Genomic DNA, 20,531 nt, shown 5'->3' on the forward strand with positions numbered 1-20,531 from the left:
GATTGGAGCTTTTGAGTGTATGAACTACAAGTGGGTGCTTTTGCATCAACTAGGGTGGAACCGCGGAAGTAACCTTTCGTCCCTATAGGGATAGGAAGGTTATTATTATTTCATAATAAAATTAAATATTAGGGGGACTAATATGAATTTCCAAGAGCTTATGTTAAAACTTTTGAATTTTTGGGGAGAAAAAGGTTGCTTGATAATGGAACCGTATGACATTGAAAAAGGTGCAGGGACAATGAATCCACATACTTTTTTGCGAGCTCTAGGGCCAGAACCATGGAAGGTAGTATATGTTGAACCTTCTAGAAGACCTGCTGATGCGAGATATGGAGAAAATCCAAACAGAGTATATCAGCATCATCAACTGCAAGTAATATTAAAACCGAGCCCTGATAATATACAAGATTTATATCTTGAGAGCTTAAAAACAATAGGAATTGATCCAGTCAAACATGATATCAGATTTGTTGAAGACAATTGGGAAGCACCAACTTTAGGAGCATGGGGTTTGGGATGGGAAGTATGGCTTGATGGTATGGAAATAACACAATTTACTTATTTTCAACAAGTTGGAGGAATAAATTGTGATTTAGAATCAGGGGAAATAACTTACGGACTAGAGAGAATTGCCATGTATTTGCAAGATGTTGATAATGTATTTGACATCAAATGGAATGATAACATTACTTATAGAGATATATTTGCCAGGGCGGAGTATGAACATTCAGTTTACAGCTTCGAAAAAGCTGATATTAATGTATTAAATAATCTTTTTAATGTTTATGAAAATGAAGCAAATAAGATAATAGAACAGGGATTAGTTCTGCCAGCTTATGACTATGTATTAAAATGTTCGCATACTTTTAATGTGTTAGATGCTAGAGGAGCAATATCTGTATCTGAAAGAACTAATTTTATAGCAAGAGTACGCAATTTAGCTAAAAATATTGCATCTATGTATATAAAACAACGAGAAGAAATGCTATTTCCACTTTTACAAAAGGCTGGTGATATGAATGACTAGAAGATATTTTCTAGAAATAGGCGTAGAAGAGCTTCCTGCTAGATTTATTGATGATGCCCTTATTCAACTAAAAAATAATTTTGAAAACACTTTAAACGACAATAGAATTAAATATAACACCATAGTAACATTTCAATCGCCCAGAAGACTTGCAATTGACGTCATAGGGCTTGAATCACGAGGCGAAAGTGAAGAAGTAATAATAAAAGGTCCTGCAAAGCGTATAGCATTTGATGAAGACAATAATCCTACTAAAGCATTAGAAGGATTTATAAAAGCTCAAAATGTCAAATTAGAAGACATCTATTTTGAAACAATAAATAATGAAGAATACATTTTTACCAAGAAAATTAATGAAGGTAAACAATTAGAAGATGTATTACGAGAAAACATAGCTAGCAATATTAAAAGCATATCTTTTCCCAAAGCTATGAGGTGGGGAGGAAAAAATATAAAATTTGCAAGACCAATAAGATGGATTGTATCTTTGCTTGATGATGAAATCATGGAATTTGATTTTGAAGGGATACCTGTTTCTAATATAACAAGAGGCCATAGATTTTTAGGTAGTCAAAACATAGTGATAAAAGAAATTGAACAATACAAAGAACTCATGAGAAAGAACTATGTGATAGTAGATCCTCAAGAAAGGAAAGATATAATTAAGTATAATTCCCAAAAAATAGCGAGAGAGAAAGGCGGAAATGTTTTAAAAGACGATGATTTGTTAAATGAAGTCACGAATTTAGTAGAGTATCCAACTCCAATTATGGGAAGAATAAAGGAAGAATATTTAAATCTTCCATTCGATGTAATTGTCACACCTATGAGAGACCACTTAAGATTTTTCCCTTGTATTGATGATAAAAATAGACTATTACCATATTTTATAACTATTCGCAATGGCGATGATAAATTTATTGATACAGTTATCAAGGGAAATGAGAAAGTACTTGGGGCTAGGTTAGAAGATGCAAAGTTTTTCTATAATGAAGATATTAAATATCCTTTAGAGACATATGTCGAAAAACTCAAAAGATTAACTTTTCAAGAGAAATTAGGGACTATGTATGATAAAACCACAAGGCTTCAGAGACTTTCGGGGAAAATAGCAGATTACCTAGAAGTTGGGGATGAAACCAAGAAAAATATTTTGCGAGCTAGTTATCTTTCTAAAGCGGATTTGGTTACTAAAATTGTCACAGAATTTACTGAACTACAAGGTAAGATGGGAATGGAATATGCTGAAAAATCTGGAGAAAACAAGATCGTCAGTCAAGCAATTTATGAACAATATTTACCACGATTTTCACAAGATAATTTGCCTAAAACGACAGCTGGTGCAGTTTTATCTATAACTGATAAATTGGATTCTATATGCGGCTTATTCGCAATAGGAATTCAACCTACTGGTTCTCAAGATCCTTTTGCGTTAAGAAGAGGAGCATTGGGTATAATAAATATAGTTATAGATAAGAAATTAAATGTATCTTTAAAAGATCTGATTGATTTCTCACTTTATATTTATATAGAGGAGAATAATTTGGCATGTGATTTTAATAAAGTTAGAAGTGAGATATTTGATTTCTTTATGGCAAGAGCAAAGAATATGTTAACAGAGCAAAAAATTAGACATGATGTTGTAGATTCTATAATTAGTACCGGAACAGACAATATTTATGACATAGTTATTCGGGCAGATAAAATCACTAATTGGCTAAAATATGAAGGGGCACAAAAAACCATAGTATCTTTTGATAGATTGACTGCTCTAGCTGATAAGGCTATTTCTTCTAATGTTGTCAGAAATTTATTATCTGTAGATGAGCTAGAATTATATGATGCTTTTAATAAAATTGAGGATAAAGTCAGCACTTATATTAACAAAAAAGAGTATGATAAAGCACTTAATGAGTTGGGATATTTAGCAGATCCAATAAATAAATACCTAGATAATGTCATGGTAATGGTAGATGATGATAGTATCAGAAACAATAGATTGGCATTGATTAAATTAATCAGAGATAAATCATTAAACATCTGTGATTTATCACTTATACAAGTATAAAAACATGGGTTTAGACTAGAGTGTTCAACGAGGAGCACTCTTTTTCTTACAAAATAAACAAGGTATTAGTGATTTTGAATAGAATATAATATATACTCTATTGAGATAATTTGAAGGGAGATAATGATATGAATATTAGGCAAATATCTGAAGAAGAAGAAAAAATAAGACTATCTCCTTATGCCAAATTGAGTAGTGATACAAAAGGCAGACAGAAAGAAGAAATAAAATGTGAAATTCGTACAGAATTTCAAAGAGACCGTGATAGGATTATTCACTCTAAAGCATTTCGCAGGTTAAAGCATAAAACTCAAGTATTTATTGCTCCAGAAGGTGATCACTATAGAACTAGATTGACACATACACTTGAAGTCTCACAAATTGCAAGAACTATCGCTAGAGCCCTGAAATTAAATGAGGATTTGGTAGAAGCAATTTCCTTAGCACATGATCTAGGTCATACTCCGTTCGGACATACAGGCGAAAAGATATTGAATGAATTACATCCAAATGGTTTTAAGCACAATTTACAAAGCATAAGGGTTGTAGACTTGCTAGAATTCCATGAGAATAGACCAGGACTTAATTTGACTTTTGAAGTTAGAGAAGGTATAATAAATCATTCTGGAGATAATTTATCAAACACGTTAGAAGGACAATTAGTAAAATATGCAGACAGAATTGCATATATCAATCATGACATTGATGATGCAATAAGAGCAGAGGTAATTAGTGAGGATATGCTCCCTAAAGATTGCTTAAGTATATTAGGTGAAACTCACAGTAAGAGGATAAATACTTTGATAACCGATATAATTGAAAACAGTATAAACCAAGATGTAATAACGATGAGTGAAGCTATAAGAGTTCAAATGGAAGACTTAAGACAATTCATGTTTGAAAATGTGTATTTTAATAAAAAAGCAAAAAAAGAAGATGATAAGGCTGAATATATAGTCGAACAAGTATATAATTATTTTTTAACTCATTTTGACAAGTTACCAGACAATACTAAGAAAATTTATGTTGATATTTCTGCCACAAAAGAGGACATCATTTGTGATTATATAGCAGGTATGACAGATAGATTTATGTTGAATACTTTTATGGATTTATTTGTTCCAAAAGCATGGGACAGAATGTAAAGATGGTGAAAAGAAATGACTCAACTAGGAGATAATTTTGTCGATAAAATCAAAGAAGAAGTAGATATTGTAGAATTAATTGGTAATTATGTTCAACTTAAAAAAACTGGTATTAATTATGTTGGATTATGCCCTTTTCATAGTGAGAAGACTCCTTCTTTTACTGTTTCACCAACAAAGAAGCTCTATCATTGCTTTGGCTGTGGAGAAGGCGGAGATATTATTGGGTTTATAATGAAACAAGAGAATCTTGATTTCATCGAAGCTATAAAGTTCATTGCTGATAGATACAACATAAATATAGATTTTAAAGAGAGTAATATAGATAATAGCTTAAAAAATAGAATATTTGATATAAATAAATTAAGTAGTGAATACTATCATAAAAATCTATTTACAAATAAAACTGCTTTAGAATACCTATCTAAAAGAAAAATTAATTCAAAAATAGCAAAAGAATTTCATATTGGGTTTGCCAATGATTCATGGGATGGATTGGTGAATTTTCTTAAAAATCATGGGATAGCAGAAGAGGATATTGTAAGAGCTGGGTTAGCTAGCAGAAAGAAGAATGGCAATGGATATGTTGATAGATTCAGAAATCGGATTATATTTCCAATCTATGATATAAAATCAAGGGTTATTGGATTCGGTGGAAGGGTTTTAGATGACTCATTGCCTAAATATTTAAATTCACCTGATACATTAGTTTTTAGCAAGGGAAACCATTTATATGGATTAAATAACTATCTAAAATCATCTAACCAAGAAAGAATAATTTTGGTCGAAGGGTATATGGATGTAATATCCCTTTACAGATCAGGAATAACATGTGCTGTTGCAAGCTTAGGCACAGCACTAACTATTAATCAAGTAAAGCTTTTAAAGCAATATAGTTCTAACATATATGTGTGTTATGACTCTGATGAAGCTGGTCAAAGGGCCACTTTAAAAGCAATTGACATCTTGACACGATCTGGTGTAGAGCCTAAAGTAATAATTTTGCCAAATGGAAACGATCCTGATGATTTTATAAAGGAAAACGGGATTGAAGAATTTGAAAAAATCATTGAAAAAGCTTTATCTTACATTGAATTCAAGGTATATTTAATGGAAAGAAAGTACGATATAACCAAAGAAAGTCAAAAAATAGATTTTTTACGAGAAATGGCAAAAATATTATCGGGGATAAAATCTTCTGTTGCAAGAGAGATATATTTACAAAAATATTCTGACAAATACAATGTTTCTAAAGAAGCAATATTAGCAGAAATGGGTATAAATAATAAAAGAGAATTAAAGCTAATAAAAAAACTCACCGAAAATAATAAAACATCACATCCAAAAGCTGAATTAGAAGCAATATCATTAATTTTACTAGATAACGAGGAATCTAGAAAGCTAGCAGAGAGACTTGAAGAGGAGTATTTTCAAGATTTTTATTGCAGACTTTGTTTTTCAACAATAAAAAACAGAATTATAGAGGGAAAAGCAATTTCACCACAAGCTATTTTAGAAGATCTTATTGATTACTCTGAATTTAGGCCGCAGATAGAAAATATACTTTTTAGAGAGCTTGAATATGATTTGAACAATTTAAATGAGTTTATAAATGATATAATAAAAAACTTAGAATTAAATATTATTATTAATCAACGTGATAATTTAATAAGTAAAATAAAGGGAATTGAAAATGACGTGCAATATAAAGAAGAGGTTATTAAACTTACAATAGAAGTAGCTAAACTTAATAAGAAAATAGCTCTTATTAACACTAGTGGGGAGGAAGTAAGTTGGACGAAAAAGTAAAAAATAACAATAATAATTTAACGAACAAACAAATAGCTGAAAAAAACTTGATTCAAAAAGGCAAGAAAAAAGGTGTGCTTACGCATAAAGAAATATTAGATACTCTTGAAACCGTAGAGCTTGAGCCTGAAGAAATCGATGAGTTTTACCAGAAATTAGAAGACTTAAACATTGACATAATTGGTGACAAAGAAGAAATAGAAGAGATAGAGGTCATTGAAGATCCAGATGAGTTGATAACTGATGTTGATGATACGGATATTGAAGTAGATGAGGAATCAAAGGGAGATATATCATTACCTAAAGGCGTAAGTGTAGATGATCCAGTTAGAATGTATCTAAAAGAAATAGGGAAAATTCCATTGTTAACAACAGAAGAGGAAATAGAACTCGCTAAAAGAATGGAAAACGGAGATGAGGAAGCAAAAAGGAAACTTGCAGAAGCAAATCTTAGACTAGTGGTTAGTATTGCTAAAAAATACGTAGGCAGGGGAATGTTATTCTTAGACTTAATTCAAGAGGGAAACCTTGGGTTAATGAAAGCTGTTGAAAAATTCGAATATAAGAAAGGGTTTAAATTTAGCACATATGCAACATGGTGGATTAGACAAGCTATTACTAGAGCTATAGCAGATCAAGCAAGAACTATAAGAATACCAGTACACATGGTAGAGACCATCAACAAATTAGTAAGAGTTCAAAGGCAATTAGTTATGGAGTTAGGAAGAGATCCTACTCCTGAAGAAATAGCTGCAGAAATGGAAATGGAAGTTGATAAAGTTAGAGAGATCATGAAGATTGCGCAAGAGCCAGTTTCTTTAGAAACTCCTATTGGGGAAGAAGAAGATAGTCACTTAGGCGATTTCATTCCAGACGAAGAAATTCTTGCACCCGCAGATGCGGCTACATTTACAATGTTAAAGGAACAATTAATAGAGGTTCTAGATAGTTTGACACCCAGGGAGCAAAAAGTATTGAAACTTCGATTTGGGTTAGAAGATGGAAGAGCTAGAACATTAGAAGAAGTCGGAAAAGAATTTGATGTGACGAGAGAACGAATTAGACAAATTGAAGCAAAAGCATTGAGAAAATTGAGGCACCCAAGTAGAAGTAAAAAGTTAAAAGATTTTTTAGAATAAGATTCGTAAAACGAATCTTATTTTTGAAAGGAGTAATTATGAGGTTATCAAAAAGGCTTCAATCAATTGTTAGCTTAGTACCAGATAATTCAATTGTTGCAGATATTGGCACTGATCATGGTTATGTACCATTCAAACTAATAGAGAGTGGGAAATCAAAAAGGATCATTGCTACAGACATTAGCAATGAATCCCTTAACAAAACAATATCTTATATTAAACAAGATTTATTGATTGACGGAAAAATAGTTACAAGAGTAGGAAATGGATTGGTCCCAATTAAGCCGTTTGAAGTAGACACTGTAATAATAGCTGGAATGGGTGGTATTCTTATATCAGATATATTAAAAGAAGATATAAAGAAAACTGATAGCTTTGTCAACTTTATCTTACAGCCAATGGTTGCATCAACCGAGTTGAGAGTGTTTCTAAATAAAAATGGTTTTGAAATAATTGACGAGGATCTAGTAGCAGAAGATGGATTTATTTATGAAGTAATTTATGCAAAAAGAGGACTTGAGTTGATAGCGGATGAAATATATTTTGAAATTGGGAGAAAATTAATACAAAAAAGACATCCATTATTAAATGAATTCATTTCTAAAAAAATAGAAGAGGCTCTTTTCATTATCTCAGAGTTAGACAAACATCTTTATTCACCAAAAGCTCAAGAAAAGAGACAAGATTTAGAGAAGAAAATAGCAAAGTATAAGGAGGTGTTACAATGCTTGTAGGAGATATTACAAAAGTAATTGAGAATTTTGCTCCTTTGTATTTAGCAGAAGAATGGGATAACTCAGGATTACAAGTCGGAAACTTAAAAAATGAGGTAAATAGGGTATTATTATCCTTAGATGCATCAGAGAGAGCAATTGAGAAAGCAATTGAGAATAAATGTGAATTGATCGTAACACATCATCCCTTTTTATTTAATCCAGTATCTTCAATAGATTTATCAAGTACTAAAGGTAAATCTATTGAGAAATTGATTAAATCTAATATAAATGTCTACTCTGCACATACTAATCTAGATGTGACGAATGAAGGAGTAAATGACATTCTAGCAAACATTATTGGAATAAAAAACAAAAAAGTTTTAAAATCAACAATATACGATTATTTATATAAAATTGTAGTATATGTTCCAAAAACTCATGAACATAATATACTGAAAGCTTTGTCTACTTCTGGTGCTGGATTTATAGGCGATTATAGTGACTGTAGTTTTTCTTCAATTGGAATTGGCAGATTTAAACCCCTTGAAGGCAGCAATCCATTTATAGGACAATTAAATGAAGTTGAAGAAGTAGAAGAAGTCAGAATAGAAGCAATTGTAACAAAGAAAATTTTACATAAAACAATATATGAAGTTAAAAAAGCACATCCTTATGAAGAAGTAGCTTTAGACATTATAAAATTGGAAAACTTAAATGAACAATACGGTTATGGCAGAGTTGGAGATATTGATCCTATTTCATTAAACGAAGCATTTGATATGATAAAATCAAGATTAGGGACTCAAAATTTAATTGTGTATGGGGAAAAAAACATTCAAATTAGAAGAATTGCTGTATGCGGTGGTAGTGGGAGTGATTTTATAGTTGATGCAAAAAAAGAAAATGCTGATTTATATTTAACATCAGATGTAAAATATCATGATGCTCAATTAGCTAAAGAATTGGATCTGGTTTTAATAGATGCTGGACATTTTTACACAGAAAAACCAGTACTGAATAAATTAAAAGAGTTTTTGAACAAGGAATTAGAAAATCATGTCGAGTGCATTATATTTGAAGATCCATCATATTGTTATGACATTCTATAGGAGGAAATAATATGAGGGATATAGATTTAATATACCAACTTGATATTTTATACCATGAATTAGATTCGAAAGAAAAAGAATTACAACACATAAAAGAAAGAGTTGAAATAATTAAGAGAAATGAAGAAAAACTAAGGTATCAATTAGAGCTGGACAATTTATATAAAATTATTGGGAAAAAGCACCTTGAACAGAGGAAAAAAGAGGCACAATTAAATGATCTAAAATATAAACTTGTTAATCTAAAAGATAGCTATGAAAAAGCTATAATAAAAGATAATAAGCAATACGAGCATTTCATAAGTTCTATTGAAGATTTAGAAGAAAAAATAGATACTACAGAATTAGAAATTATCGACTTTATGGTGAATCAAGATAAAGTGAACAATTTAATAGATAAAACCAAAAGTAAAATTGATGAAATTTCTCGAGAAATTTCTGATCTTATGAAAAATTACGATTCAAAAACAATAAATTTAGAAAAGGAAATTGATGAGTTAATCAATTCAATATTGATGCAAAGAAATAACATTTCTGTTGAAAAGTTAAACAAATATGAAAGAATTAGAAATAAAAAGAAAAAAGCTGTTGCAATTGTTAGCAATAGAGCGTGTTCTTCATGTGGGATGATATTGCCTACATCTTATTATGATTTATTACAAAAAAATGATGATATAATATTATGTGAAAATTGTGGGTGTATTTTATATTACAAAAAAGAATAAAATTATGTAATGATGAAATAGGTTAAGTCTAAACTATTTAATTAAACATAAATATATGATATAATATTATTAAGAGTAAGTTGTATGGTCGCATGCTGGGCATGAGGAAAGTCCGTGCTCCATAGAGCAAGATGCTGGGTAATACCCAGTGGGGGTGACCCTAAGGAAAGTGCAACAGAAATAAACCGCCATCTTATGGCAAGGGTGGAAAGGCGAGGTAAGAGCTCACCAGCATTTAGGTGACTAAATGGCTATGTAAACCCCATCTGGAGCAAGACCAAGTAGGAACATAAAAAGATAGTTGCTCGCTATCGTTCCAAAGGTAGGTCGCTTGAGCACATTGGCGACAATGTGCCTAGATAGATGATCATATAAACAGAACACGGCTTACAGACTTACTCGTTACATGAACTGATTATGGGAATACCATAATCAGTTCTTTTTTCTAAATTTATTGTTAAAAAATAGATTTATTTTTGTAATCATTTTGTAATATTTGTATTGTATAATTCGACATAGTAAACTATAATAACTTTATAGGTTAATTAAGAAGACAAAGGGGTGTAGATTTTGAGGAACAGAATATATAACACAGTTATGGTAGCTCTACTTATTGTTATTGTCGGGATAGGATTCAAAGATGCGGGGATTTTTGTTACAAACTACACTGTTAAAGAAGAAGAAAAAGCTATAGAAACATTTAAAGATGGCGAAGAAGTAGAATTGATTAAAGAAAACAAAGATACTTATCAAATAAACAAAAATGGATCATCATATTTGATTCCAAAAAACGTCATGATTCGAACAACAAGAGGAACAAATGAGTATGAAAGTCTTTCTGACACAAAAGTTTATTCAGAAGCTTCTAATGATTCTGAAGTTATAGATACTATTAAAAAGGGAACTATTGTTACTTTAAATAAGACTAATAATAATTTTGGTTTTTTTACATATTCTGATGGTAAAAAGTCTGGTTATATTGAATTTGACTCTTTAAAGCGTATTGAGAAACAAAATATAAGTTATGGGTATGCAAAAGCAGATAAAGTAGTGCAACGTGATGGAAAATATCTAGCACTGATAAAAAACGAAAGCGTACCTATCGTAGGCTATGAAGAAGGGAAATATAAAGTTTCTGATAAGAAGGGAAATGTTTTTATCGTTGGTAAATCATTAATTGATTTATATAAAACCTCTGAAGAAACTAGTAGAGGATCGTCTAGGTCTGTAAGTGAAAATGTGACAAGTGTTATAACAAAAGCATATAGTTTGATTGGAAAGCCATATGTATATGCTGCAGCTGGTCCCAATAGCTTTGATTGCTCTGGACTTACTTATCATATATATAAAAACGAATTAAATATTCTGTTACCTAGATCTTCAAGAAATCAAGCATCTGCAGGAATTAAAATTAATAAATCTGAATTAAGACCTGGAGATTTAGTATTTTTTAATACTGTGGGAAGCAATATTTCACATGTAGGGCTATATATTGGAGAAGGTAATATGATACATGCTTCTTCTGGAAAAGGTAGAGTCAGAATAGACACTATTTTATCTGGATGGTACAGTAGCAGATATGTAACAGCTAGGAGAATTATAAAATAAGTGCTTTATAAAAAAGCACTTATTTTATAAAATAAAAGAGGGTGAAAATGTGGGATTAACAATAGATGGTAAGTTTATAGCTAATAACATCAAAAAAGATATAATTAAAAAGGTTGAATATTTAAGGGAAAAAGGTAATATTCCTACACTTGCAATTGTTAGATTAGGAGATAATCCAGGAGACATTTCATATGAGAAAAGCATCATAAAATTATGTTCAGATGTAAATATAGATACAAAAAAATTTGTGTTTGATAATGACATCAGTACAAAGGAATTGCAACAAATATTGGGTCAATTAAATGAAGATACTTCCATATCTGGAATTCTTTTATTTAGGCCTCTTCCAGAACATATAGATGAGAACTTAATTCGAAATTCAATAAATCTAAATAAAGATGTTGATTGCATGCATCCCCTTAACTTAGAAAAGATATTTGAAGGAGATTATAGCGGATTTACACCATGCACATCTAAAGCAGCACTGTTAGCTATACTAAACAGTGGGATTGAATTAGATGGCAAGACAGTTGCTGTAATAAATAGATCTATGGTTGTAGGGAAGCCTTTGGCCATGATGCTATTGTCTAACAATGCCACTGTGACAATTTGTCACTCAAAGACTCATGATTTAAGGAAAATAACTAAAAGCTCAGACATCGTAGTAACAGCATTGGGAAGGGCAAAATACTTTAATAAAGACTATTTTACGAACGAATCAATAGTAATTGACGTCGGTGTGAGTCAAGATAAAAATGGGAAATTATCAGGAGATGTTGATTTTGAAGATGTTGTAAATAATGTTAGAATGATAACACCAGTGCCAGGTGGAGTTGGAAGTATAACAACTTGTGTTCTGTTAGAAAATGTAGTAAAAGCATGTATGAAAGAAGCTGTCTTGATTTAAATCAAGACAGCTTCTTTTTTAAGGATTATTTTCACCTTCAGGAGGTAATTCTCCATTACTATTGTCATTGTTTTCATTCCCATTTCCGTTTCCGTTACCATTGTCATTACCATTGTCAATTGGATTTTCTGGTTCAGTAGGCTCTTCAGGATTTTGAGGTTCTTCTATAGGAGGAACAACAACGGTTGATTCATTATGATCCGTACAAATTTCTGTAGGAGCCTCATATTGATAATCGCTTGGCACTATACCCCCGTTCTCAGATGGAATGTATGGTGGATTTCTTTTAATAAATACTCTTGTTTCTACATTTTCAATTGGACAAAATTCATTTGCTATTTTACCGTTAGTTACATCGATCATTACTTCTACATGAGTAGTGCACGTAGTAGTAGGTTCTGTTCCACTTACGAAATATTCATCCCTAATTGTTCCTCTTGGATCTCTCGAACAAAGTTCACTAGGCAATAACCCAGATTGAGTGCAAATAGTTTTTGTGACTATACCATCAGGCTTAGGAAAACTCATCTTACTTTCTAAACCATCGTGAATTACAGTATTTATATGTTTCCAAAGCATTGCTGCGGTGCTACTATTTTTAGAAAGAGTAATTTTTGGCATATCATTTCCAATCCAAGTTCCAGTCACATAATATGGAGTATAACCAACAAACCATATATCAGCTTGATTCTGTGTAGTACCTGTTTTACCAGCCACTGCCATATTAGGCAATTTCGCCCTTGTGGCAATACCATTAGTAACAGTTGTTCTTAATATGTCTCCCATTATATAAGCAACTTGTTCTGAAGTAACTCTATTTTCATCAGGAGTGTTATCAATCAAAACATTTCCATTTTTATCTAAGACTTTAGTAAAAGATATTGGTTCAACGTAAACACCTTTATTCGCTATAGCACCATATGCTGCAGTGATTTCCAACGGAGTTAGTCCGTCAGTCATTCCGCCTAATCCCAAAGCAGATAGGTTTTCATCATTATTTTTAGGATTTTCATTTGCTGTCACAATACTTTCATTGATACCTAATTTATTTAAAAATTCAATAGAAGTATCTATTCCAATATCTTGCAGAACTTTTACTGAATTTACATTAACTGATTGTTCAACACTTTTTCTTAGAGTGTGAAGACCTCTATATCCTGAATACCAGTTCTTAGGCCAAAGTTCTCCGCTTGAATTATAAAAAGGAACATCATCTATTACACTAGCAGCTGTATAATCAGAATTAAGTGCAGGCCAGTATACAGCTATTGGTTTAATAGCAGATCCAGGTTGCCTTTGAGAATCAATAGCTCTGTTTAAAATTCGAGATCCTTCAACATCTCTTCCCCCTACTACAGCTTTTATATAGCCAGTTCTATAATCGATAGTTACTGTAGCTGATTGTGGTTGTACTATTCCGTCTTTTTGAACATAATAATATTCATTATTTAATATCAAATTCCCATCAATTATTTCAAAGAAGTTCTGATTTGAATCTAAAAATGATTTATCAATAACCACTTTGCCATCATCTATTTTATATACACTTTCATCTAGCATGACAGATCCAACAGCATGGGTTATTAAATTTTTCTTTTCATCAACTGTATAAAAATCCGCTATGTCAAAATGTTTTTCATAAGGTGTTATTTTTTTGCTGTTTATTATTAAGTTGCCATTATCAAACGAATATTCTTTTGAATTCAATATTAAATTCAAGTTATCAGTCATTAAATTACTTTGTTTATAAAATATAATATTTCCATTTGAATCAACTATATCTCCTGAACTGTTACTAGACCAATCTATTAATACTGGATTTCTATACCCAGAAGTATCTCCAAGTAAAATTTCTAAGAAATTATCATAGATATCTTCTAATTGTCTTTGCATTTTTAAATCTATTGTTGAATATATGCTCAACCCACCCGTATAAAGAAGATCTTGAGCTTGCTCTAAAGTATACCCTTTGATTTCCATAAGTTTGTCTACCACATCATTTTTTACCATATCTGTAAAATACGAAGTTATGTCTGTTATTTTTTTCTGCTCTGGTTTAAGGCTTGTTTTCATATCTTGCTTAATGGCTTCATCATATTGGTCCTGCGTTATTTTACCTAATTCCAACATCTTTTGTAAAACGACTTTTTGCCTGCTTACAGATTTTTCGTTGAACACACATATATATTTTTCACCTAAAACTTCTATTTCCCCTACTTTGAAGTCTTTCGAAGGATCAAATTCATCTGGCTTAACTCTGTAATATGGCTGATAATTACTTGTACTCTTAACAATTCCTGCAAGCATTGCTGATTCTGCTAGGGTTAAGTCTTCAACATCTTTAGAGAAATAAGTCCTTGCAGCTTCTTGTACACCATAAGCATTTTGACCAAAATAATTTCGATTTAAATACGCCTCAAGAATTTGGTCTTTAGTCAATACTTTTTCTACTTGCAATGCTAAATAAGCTTCTTTAACTTTCCTAGTGATTGACACATCATTAGTTAGATAGACATTTTTGACTAATTGCTGTGTTATTGTGCTTCCTCCGCGTAGGCTTCCACTTCTGATGTTGTCAATCATTGCAGCTCCAATCCCTCTTATGTCAACACCAGGATGTTCATAAAACCTTTCATCTTCAATTGCAACGAAAGCATCTAATAAATGTTTAGGCATTTTGTTTATACTCACTACAGTTCTTAATTCTTCTGCTTGAATTTTTTCTACTAAATTTCCTTCTAAATCATAAATTGTTGAAGTTTGATTTAAAGAAGAAGTTATAGTAGTTGGATCTATTTCTGGAGCTTCTTTAATTATTCCAACTACACCAATACCCATGATGCCTGAGAATAATATTCCTATAAATAGTAATGATAATAATATTATTTTAAGAGTTTTCAAATTATAGCCCTCACTTTCTAAAATAAAAAAGTTATACTAATAAAATAGTAATTTACTCCGATAATTATAACATAATAATTCGATCTGTAAAAGTATTGCATATAAGCTTAATAAATATAGTATAATATATATATCAATGCTATAATATTGTTGAAAAGTGGTGTTTATATGGAAAATATAGAAAAGACTTTAATAGTAGGTGTAGAGTTACCTGGAGAAGAAAGTGAAGAATCTCTTGACGAATTGAAAGAATTAGTAAAGGCTGCAGGTGGACAAGTTTTAGCAAGTTCAATTCAGAAAAGAGAAAGAATAGATTCTAAGTATTACATTGGAAAAGGGAAAGTTGATGAAATAAAGGACATATCTGATAAAATGGATATTGACTTGGTTGTATTTAATAATGAACTTTCTCCGGGACAGTTAAGAAACCTTGAAGATGTTATAAATAAGAAAATAATAGACAGAACTACTTTAATTTTAGACATTTTTTCAAGAAGAGCTACATCTAAGGAAGGTAAGCTTCAAGTTGAATTAGCCCAACTTAAATATTTTATGCCAAGGTTGACTGGTATGAGAGATTATCTTTCAAGAGAAGGAGGAGGAATAGGAACCAGAGGGCCTGGAGAACAAAAGTTAGAAACAGACAGAAGACATATCCAAAAAAAGATAAATAATATAGAACTTAAATTAAAACAAATCGAACGCGAAAGAGAATTAAAAAGGAAAAAAAGAACATCTTCCAATATACCTATAGTTGCATTAGTCGGATATACAAATGCAGGAAAATCAACCATACTAAACAAAATAATAAGTAAGCATTCTGCATCTGATAAGCAGGTTTATTCTGAAGACATGTTATTCGCTACATTGGATACAGCCCATAGAAAGGCAAAATTGCTAAATGGAAAGGAAGTTATTTTTGTTGACACTGTCGGTTTTGTTTCAAAACTCCCTACGAAATTGGTAGAAGCTTTTAAGAGCACTCTTGAAGAAATAAAATATGCTGATTTAATTGTTCATGTAATTGACTCATCAAATAAAAATATTGATCTTCAAATAAAAACTACTTTAGGAATAATAAAGGATTTAGGTGCTAATCAAATTCCTATGATAAATGTTTTTAATAAAATAGATAAGATATCAAAGGATGAATTGATTTTTGATATGGATGATATTGATACTAGAATATTTATTTCTGCATTAGATGATAATGATATAGATAATTTATTGAAAAAAATTGAAGAGATATTAATATCTAGTAAAAAATAAATATTGTATAAAATTAAAATTAAAGGATGATTTATGGAGAATTTAGTTTATAAAACACTTTATAAAAATGGGAAAATTGAGCTAGAGATAAATAAATCTAAATTCATTGCTTCATCGTTTCCGATACAAAATCAAGATCAAGCTATAGATTTAATAGAGGAAATTTCAAATCAATATAAAGATGCGACACATAATTGCTATGCATATGTGATTTCTAACGATATCCTCGTAGAAAAATTCAGTGATGATGGAGAGCCTTCTGGAACTGCTGGACTTCCAATATTACAAACCATTAAAAATAAAGAATTAATTAACACTCTAATAATTGTAACACGCTATTTTGGTGGTATTAAACTAGGTAAAGGAGGATTGGTGAGAGCTTACACAAAAGCTGCATTAGGGGCTATTTTAGATGCTAAAATAGCCATTATGAAAAAGCATTTTATTTACAAATTGACTATTGATTATAGCCATAAAAAAAATTTGGATAAAGTAATTAAAGAACAAAACTTGTCAATAGAAAACTTAAGCTATTTAGATAAAATAACTATGGAAATTGCGATCGAAATTGACAAGGAAGATGAAATTTTACGAAAACTTATCGATGCAACTAAAGGCGAAATAAATATTGAAAAAATATATGATTTATACAAACCATTTTTAGTTGAGTAATTACTATAAAATGGGTATATACTAATGCGAGGTGATTAGAATGAGAGGTTATGAAAGCTTAAAGGATCAAATGTTAAACCTTAAGAATTGGGCAGTAATAGGTGTAACTTCTAAGAAAGACAGATATGGATATAAGATATGGAAAACATTAAAGGAACACGGATACAATGCATATGGAGTTAGTCCAAACTATGATGAAATTGAAGGTGAGAAAATATACCATTCTATTGAAGACATCACCGATACTATTGAGGTTGTAGATATGGTAGTAGCACCTAAAATTAGTTTAAATGTGCTAGATGAAATAAAAAACAAGGGTATTGAATTTGTTTTTTTTCAACCTGGATCATACAATGAAGAAGTTCTAGAGAAAGCAGATGAATTAGGATTATCCTATATAATAGAGGATTGCATATATGCAACTCTAAAAGCGATGGAAAATTAAATTTATTGATATAAGGGAGTGAAACGATGAAGGACCCAAATAAAGAAATAGAATCAATTGTTCAATGGCTTAAAGAAAAAGTATCATCAGCTGGTGCAAAAGGTTTAGTTTTTGGATTAAGCGGTGGCATAGATTCTGCTGTAATTGCGGGAATAAGCAAATTAGCATTTCCTAATGAGTCGCTTGGGGTAATTATGCCTATAAATAGCAATGTACAAGATGAAAGTGATGCTTTGTTAGTTGCCAAGACACTAGATTTAGATACTATAAACATAGATTTAAGTGGAATTTATCAAAGTTTTCTAAAATCTCTACCTTTTGAAGGAGAGAACCCTATGGCAAAAGCAAATTTGAAGCCAAGACTTAGGATGATGACATTATACTTTTTTGCGCAAGAAATGAATTATCTTGTTTGTGGTTCTAGCAATAAGTCTGAGCTTGAAATTGGATATTTTACTAAATATGGTGATAGCGGAGTTGACTTATTGCCGCTTGCAGATTTTGTCAAGTCAGAAGTTAGACAATTAGCCGAAGAATTGAAAGTACCTAGAGATATAATAATAAAACCACCAACAGCTGGTCTATGGGAAGGTCAAACTGATGAGAAAGAATTAGGTTTTAGTTATGATGTTTTAGATAAATACATTAAAACTGGAGAAGGACCAGAAGACGTCGTAGAAAGGATCAAAGAATTGCACGAAAAATCAAAACATAAACGAGAATTCCCTCCTATTTATAAAAAAATTAGTGAAAATTAATCTCTCTTATGCTAAAATGAATGAGTTAGTTAATAAAAGGAGAGGTGTTTTATGTCAGGGCATTCAAAGTGGAACAATATAAAGAATAAAAAAGGTAAAGAAGATGCTAGGAAGGGAAAAGTATTTACAAAACTAGCAAGATATATTATGGTCGCAGCTAAAGAAGGTGGAGCCGATCCGGATTACAATCCATCTCTTAAAGCTGCAATTGAGAAAGCAAAAGCTGAAAACATGCCTAATGATAACATTGAGAGAGCTATAAAAAAAGGTACAGGTGAACTTGGGGGCCAAACTTTTGAAGAGATAATGTATGAAGGGTATGGGCCATCTGGAATAGCTATAATGGTAAATTGTTTAACCGACAACAGAAATAGAACGGCTTCAGATGTAAGACATGCATTCGACAAATTCGGAGGTAATTTAGGACAAAGTGGTTCTGTCTCATTTTTATTTGAAAAAAAAGGAATTTTAGCTATTGAGAAAAATGATGAAATAGATGAAGAAGAGCTAACACTTTTAGCTATCGATCTTGGAGCTGAAGACATATATATTGAAGAAGATGGTTATCAAATAATAACTGACCCTAAAGATTTTTCCAAAGTTGAAGATGGGTTAAAAGAAGCGGGATATAATTTTATAATGGCTGAAATTTCATATATTCCTCAGACGACTGTGACATTGACAGATGAGAAAGATATTAAGAATATGAACCGATTATTAGAATTATTGGAAGACAATGATGACGTTCAAGAAGTTTATCATAATTGGGAGATGCCTGAAGAAGAATAAGGGGGATCTTCTATTGAAAAAATTTGATTATTTTTTACTTATATTATTGATAATTAACGTTTCTGTATTTTCACTAATAATGGCAATAGAAAGAAGTGCTTATGACTTAGATTATTACATGGATTCTTATGAGAAAAACGATGTATTTGAAGTAACAAATAAGTCATATGAAGAGCTTGAAAAAATTTCAAAAGAAATAATAGGAGTGTTAAAAGGAAATTCAGATGTATCTGATCTAAACCCTTATTTCAGTTCAAAAGAGATATCTCATATGAGAGATGTTCAGAATCTATTTAGTTTTGCTAAGATATTAAAATTCATATCAGCTGTTTCGGGTTTAATAATAATATTTAGCTATTTAAGGAAAGATAAATCCAAGATCATGGGGAAATGGCTAGGGATTGGGCTATCATTTAACTATCTTTTATTAATCATAATAGCAATATTAGTCAGAACTAATTTTAACAAATATTTCATTATTTTCCATGAATTGTTTTTTAATAATGAGTTATGGTTATTAGATCCAAATACTGATTTGCTAATTCAAATTATGCCAGAAGCATTTTTTATTGATATTATTACTATAATATTATTGAGATTTGTATTTTATATTTTTTTTGGACAACTGGTGGGATATATTTTCTATAAGAAAGGAAAATACAATATTCCGCATTATGTTAATCCAAAAAAATATTAAAATAAAATTAAATTTGACAGAGTAGGTATAGAGCGTTAAGTGCTTGAAGATGGGAAGTTGCTTCAAGACGAAAGATTATTCTGCGATTCTACACCGCATCCGCTGTCGATTAAAGACTTTCTTTAGTCGACATGCACTGTCAACTAAAGAAAGGGGATTTATATGGATAAAAAAAAGGTAAACATTAGTTCGAGAAATATGGTTATGGCAGGATTTTTAGTTGCAATTTCAATTGTCATGACAAGGTTTGTTTATGTAATGCTTCCAATTGCGGGAGTTGGAGCTTTGAGGATTAGTTTTGGCGAGGTACCTCTTATGATATCAGGTATAATGTTCGGACCATTGCTAGGAGCGCTAGCAGGTGTTGCAGCAGATATAGTTGGATTTTTGATAAATCCACAAGGACCTTATTATCCTGGTTTTACTTTAAGTTCAGCTCTATGGGGAGTTATTCCTGGGTTGTTTATTATTTACTTTAGAAAAAACAAAACAAGCAAAAACATATTTTCATATAAAAATATGTTGATAACATCAATATTTACAACAGTTGTAGTATCAATATTGTTGAACACTTTATGGAATTCACAATTATATGGTGTAGGATTTTTCATATTGCTCCCTGCAAGATTAATTGTAAGTTTGATTAGCATACCAATTTATGCTTTTATAATTTCATATTTGATGAAATTTATAAAGCAATATATAAACTGAAATTGTATGTGCATAGGCTTCCTTTTGGGAGCC

18 protein-coding genes, 1 other RNA gene and 1 riboswitch are annotated in these 20,531 nt (G+C 31.0%); of the genes, 18 read left to right on the forward strand and 1 reads right to left on the reverse strand.

Annotation, left to right across the window (positions count from 1 at the left end):
- Window positions 1-142: 142 nt before the first annotated feature.
- From glyQ to E4100_RS06110, 11 genes are all read left to right on the forward strand, one after another.
- On the forward strand, window positions 143-1,030 hold the full coding sequence (gene glyQ, locus E4100_RS06060; RefSeq protein WP_135271136.1) for a glycine--tRNA ligase subunit alpha: 888 nt from the start codon (window positions 143-145) through the stop codon (window positions 1,028-1,030).
- Window positions 1,023-3,098, forward strand: coding sequence for a glycine--tRNA ligase subunit beta (gene glyS / locus E4100_RS06065; protein ID WP_135271137.1), 2,076 nt, complete (start codon window positions 1,023-1,025; stop codon window positions 3,096-3,098). The genes glyQ and glyS overlap by 8 nt, the downstream gene beginning before the upstream one ends.
- 128 nt (window positions 3,099-3,226) lie before the next feature.
- Window positions 3,227-4,243: a deoxyguanosinetriphosphate triphosphohydrolase gene (locus E4100_RS06070; protein WP_135271138.1), complete on the forward strand. Its 1,017-nt coding sequence runs from the start codon at window positions 3,227-3,229 to the stop codon at window positions 4,241-4,243.
- Between the two features lie 15 nt (window positions 4,244-4,258).
- Window positions 4,259-6,052, forward strand: a complete 1,794-nt coding sequence (gene dnaG, locus E4100_RS06075; protein ID WP_135271139.1) for a DNA primase — start codon at window positions 4,259-4,261, stop codon at window positions 6,050-6,052.
- Window positions 6,037-7,191, forward strand: coding sequence for an RNA polymerase sigma factor RpoD (gene rpoD, locus E4100_RS06080; protein ID WP_135271140.1), 1,155 nt, complete (start codon window positions 6,037-6,039; stop codon window positions 7,189-7,191). Before dnaG ends, rpoD begins: the two co-directional genes overlap by 16 nt.
- 38 nt (window positions 7,192-7,229) lie before the next feature.
- A complete protein-coding gene (locus E4100_RS06085; RefSeq protein WP_135271141.1) occupies window positions 7,230-7,925 on the forward strand; it encodes a tRNA (adenine(22)-N(1))-methyltransferase in 696 nt (231 codons plus the stop codon).
- Window positions 7,916-9,016: a Nif3-like dinuclear metal center hexameric protein gene (locus tag E4100_RS06090; RefSeq protein WP_135271142.1), complete on the forward strand. Its 1,101-nt coding sequence runs from the start codon at window positions 7,916-7,918 to the stop codon at window positions 9,014-9,016. Before E4100_RS06085 ends, E4100_RS06090 begins: the two co-directional genes overlap by 10 nt.
- 11 nt (window positions 9,017-9,027) lie before the next feature.
- Window positions 9,028-9,741, forward strand: a complete 714-nt coding sequence (locus tag E4100_RS06095; RefSeq protein WP_135271143.1) for a zinc ribbon domain-containing protein — start codon at window positions 9,028-9,030, stop codon at window positions 9,739-9,741.
- A 72-nt stretch (window positions 9,742-9,813) separates the two neighbouring features.
- Window positions 9,814-10,147: RNase P RNA component class A (rnpB, locus tag E4100_RS06100), an RNA gene on the forward strand.
- Between the two features lie 164 nt (window positions 10,148-10,311).
- Window positions 10,312-11,349 (forward strand): C40 family peptidase, encoded by a 1,038-nt coding sequence (locus tag E4100_RS06105; RefSeq protein WP_135271144.1) that lies wholly within the window; start codon window positions 10,312-10,314, stop codon window positions 11,347-11,349.
- 49 nt (window positions 11,350-11,398) lie between these two features.
- Entirely contained in the window at window positions 11,399-12,256 is an 858-nt protein-coding gene (locus E4100_RS06110) for a bifunctional 5,10-methylenetetrahydrofolate dehydrogenase/5,10-methenyltetrahydrofolate cyclohydrolase (protein WP_135271145.1), read from the forward strand.
- A gap of 18 nt (window positions 12,257-12,274) precedes the next feature.
- Here E4100_RS06110 and E4100_RS06115 read toward each other — a convergent pair whose 3' ends face one another.
- On the reverse strand, window positions 12,275-15,157 hold the full coding sequence (locus tag E4100_RS06115; RefSeq protein WP_245196370.1) for a penicillin-binding protein 1A: 2,883 nt from the start codon (window positions 15,155-15,157) through the stop codon (window positions 12,275-12,277).
- A gap of 168 nt (window positions 15,158-15,325) precedes the next feature.
- Here E4100_RS06115 and hflX point away from each other — a divergent pair, with 168 nt between their 5' ends.
- From hflX to E4100_RS06150, 7 genes are all read left to right on the forward strand, one after another.
- A complete protein-coding gene (gene hflX, locus E4100_RS06120) occupies window positions 15,326-16,426 on the forward strand; it encodes a GTPase HflX (RefSeq protein ID WP_135271146.1) in 1,101 nt (366 codons plus the stop codon).
- A gap of 33 nt (window positions 16,427-16,459) precedes the next feature.
- Window positions 16,460-17,098: a YigZ family protein gene (locus E4100_RS06125; RefSeq protein ID WP_135271147.1), complete on the forward strand. Its 639-nt coding sequence runs from the start codon at window positions 16,460-16,462 to the stop codon at window positions 17,096-17,098.
- A gap of 40 nt (window positions 17,099-17,138) precedes the next feature.
- Window positions 17,139-17,543 carry a CoA-binding protein gene (locus E4100_RS06130; RefSeq protein ID WP_135271148.1) on the forward strand — a complete coding sequence of 135 codons (405 nt, stop codon included), beginning with the start codon at window positions 17,139-17,141 and terminating at the stop codon, window positions 17,541-17,543.
- A 26-nt stretch (window positions 17,544-17,569) separates the two neighbouring features.
- Window positions 17,570-18,301, forward strand: a complete 732-nt coding sequence (gene nadE, locus E4100_RS06135) for an NAD(+) synthase (protein ID WP_135271149.1) — start codon at window positions 17,570-17,572, stop codon at window positions 18,299-18,301.
- Between the two features lie 51 nt (window positions 18,302-18,352).
- Window positions 18,353-19,090, forward strand: a complete 738-nt coding sequence (locus E4100_RS06140) for a YebC/PmpR family DNA-binding transcriptional regulator (RefSeq protein ID WP_135271150.1) — start codon at window positions 18,353-18,355, stop codon at window positions 19,088-19,090.
- Between the two features lie 13 nt (window positions 19,091-19,103).
- Window positions 19,104-19,787 carry a TIGR01906 family membrane protein gene (locus E4100_RS06145; RefSeq protein ID WP_167792090.1) on the forward strand — a complete coding sequence of 228 codons (684 nt, stop codon included), beginning with the start codon at window positions 19,104-19,106 and terminating at the stop codon, window positions 19,785-19,787.
- Between the two features lie 15 nt (window positions 19,788-19,802).
- Window positions 19,803-19,894: riboswitch (THF riboswitch) on the forward strand.
- A 55-nt stretch (window positions 19,895-19,949) separates the two neighbouring features.
- Complete coding sequence (locus E4100_RS06150) at window positions 19,950-20,498, forward strand: folate family ECF transporter S component (RefSeq protein ID WP_135271152.1); 549 nt, start codon at window positions 19,950-19,952, stop codon at window positions 20,496-20,498.
- Window positions 20,499-20,531: the final 33 nt, after the last annotated feature.

This window comes from Soehngenia longivitae (assembly GCF_004684055.1).
In the GTDB taxonomy this organism is placed as follows: Bacteria; Bacillota; Clostridia; order Tissierellales; family Tissierellaceae; genus Soehngenia; species Soehngenia longivitae.

Excerpts from the sequence above, each read along its gene's own strand:
- glyQ (WP_135271136.1), top strand. The coding sequence starts at position 143 with ATGAATTTCCAAGAGCTTATGTTAAAACTTTTGAATTTTTGGGGAGAA.
- glyS (WP_135271137.1), top strand. The coding sequence starts at position 1,023 with ATGACTAGAAGATATTTTCTAGAAATAGGCGTAGAAGAGCTTCCTGCT.
- E4100_RS06070 (WP_135271138.1), top strand. The coding sequence starts at position 3,227 with ATGAATATTAGGCAAATATCTGAAGAAGAAGAAAAAATAAGACTATCT.
- dnaG (WP_135271139.1), top strand. The coding sequence starts at position 4,259 with ATGACTCAACTAGGAGATAATTTTGTCGATAAAATCAAAGAAGAAGTA.
- E4100_RS06085 (WP_135271141.1), top strand. The coding sequence starts at position 7,230 with ATGAGGTTATCAAAAAGGCTTCAATCAATTGTTAGCTTAGTACCAGAT.
- E4100_RS06090 (WP_135271142.1), top strand. The coding sequence starts at position 7,916 with ATGCTTGTAGGAGATATTACAAAAGTAATTGAGAATTTTGCTCCTTTG.
- E4100_RS06095 (WP_135271143.1), top strand. The coding sequence starts at position 9,028 with ATGAGGGATATAGATTTAATATACCAACTTGATATTTTATACCATGAA.
- hflX (WP_135271146.1), top strand. The coding sequence starts at position 15,326 with ATGGAAAATATAGAAAAGACTTTAATAGTAGGTGTAGAGTTACCTGGA.
- E4100_RS06125 (WP_135271147.1), top strand. The coding sequence starts at position 16,460 with ATGGAGAATTTAGTTTATAAAACACTTTATAAAAATGGGAAAATTGAG.
- E4100_RS06130 (WP_135271148.1), top strand. The coding sequence starts at position 17,139 with ATGAGAGGTTATGAAAGCTTAAAGGATCAAATGTTAAACCTTAAGAAT.
- nadE (WP_135271149.1), top strand. The coding sequence starts at position 17,570 with ATGAAGGACCCAAATAAAGAAATAGAATCAATTGTTCAATGGCTTAAA.
- E4100_RS06140 (WP_135271150.1), top strand. The coding sequence starts at position 18,353 with ATGTCAGGGCATTCAAAGTGGAACAATATAAAGAATAAAAAAGGTAAA.
- E4100_RS06150 (WP_135271152.1), top strand. The coding sequence starts at position 19,950 with ATGGATAAAAAAAAGGTAAACATTAGTTCGAGAAATATGGTTATGGCA.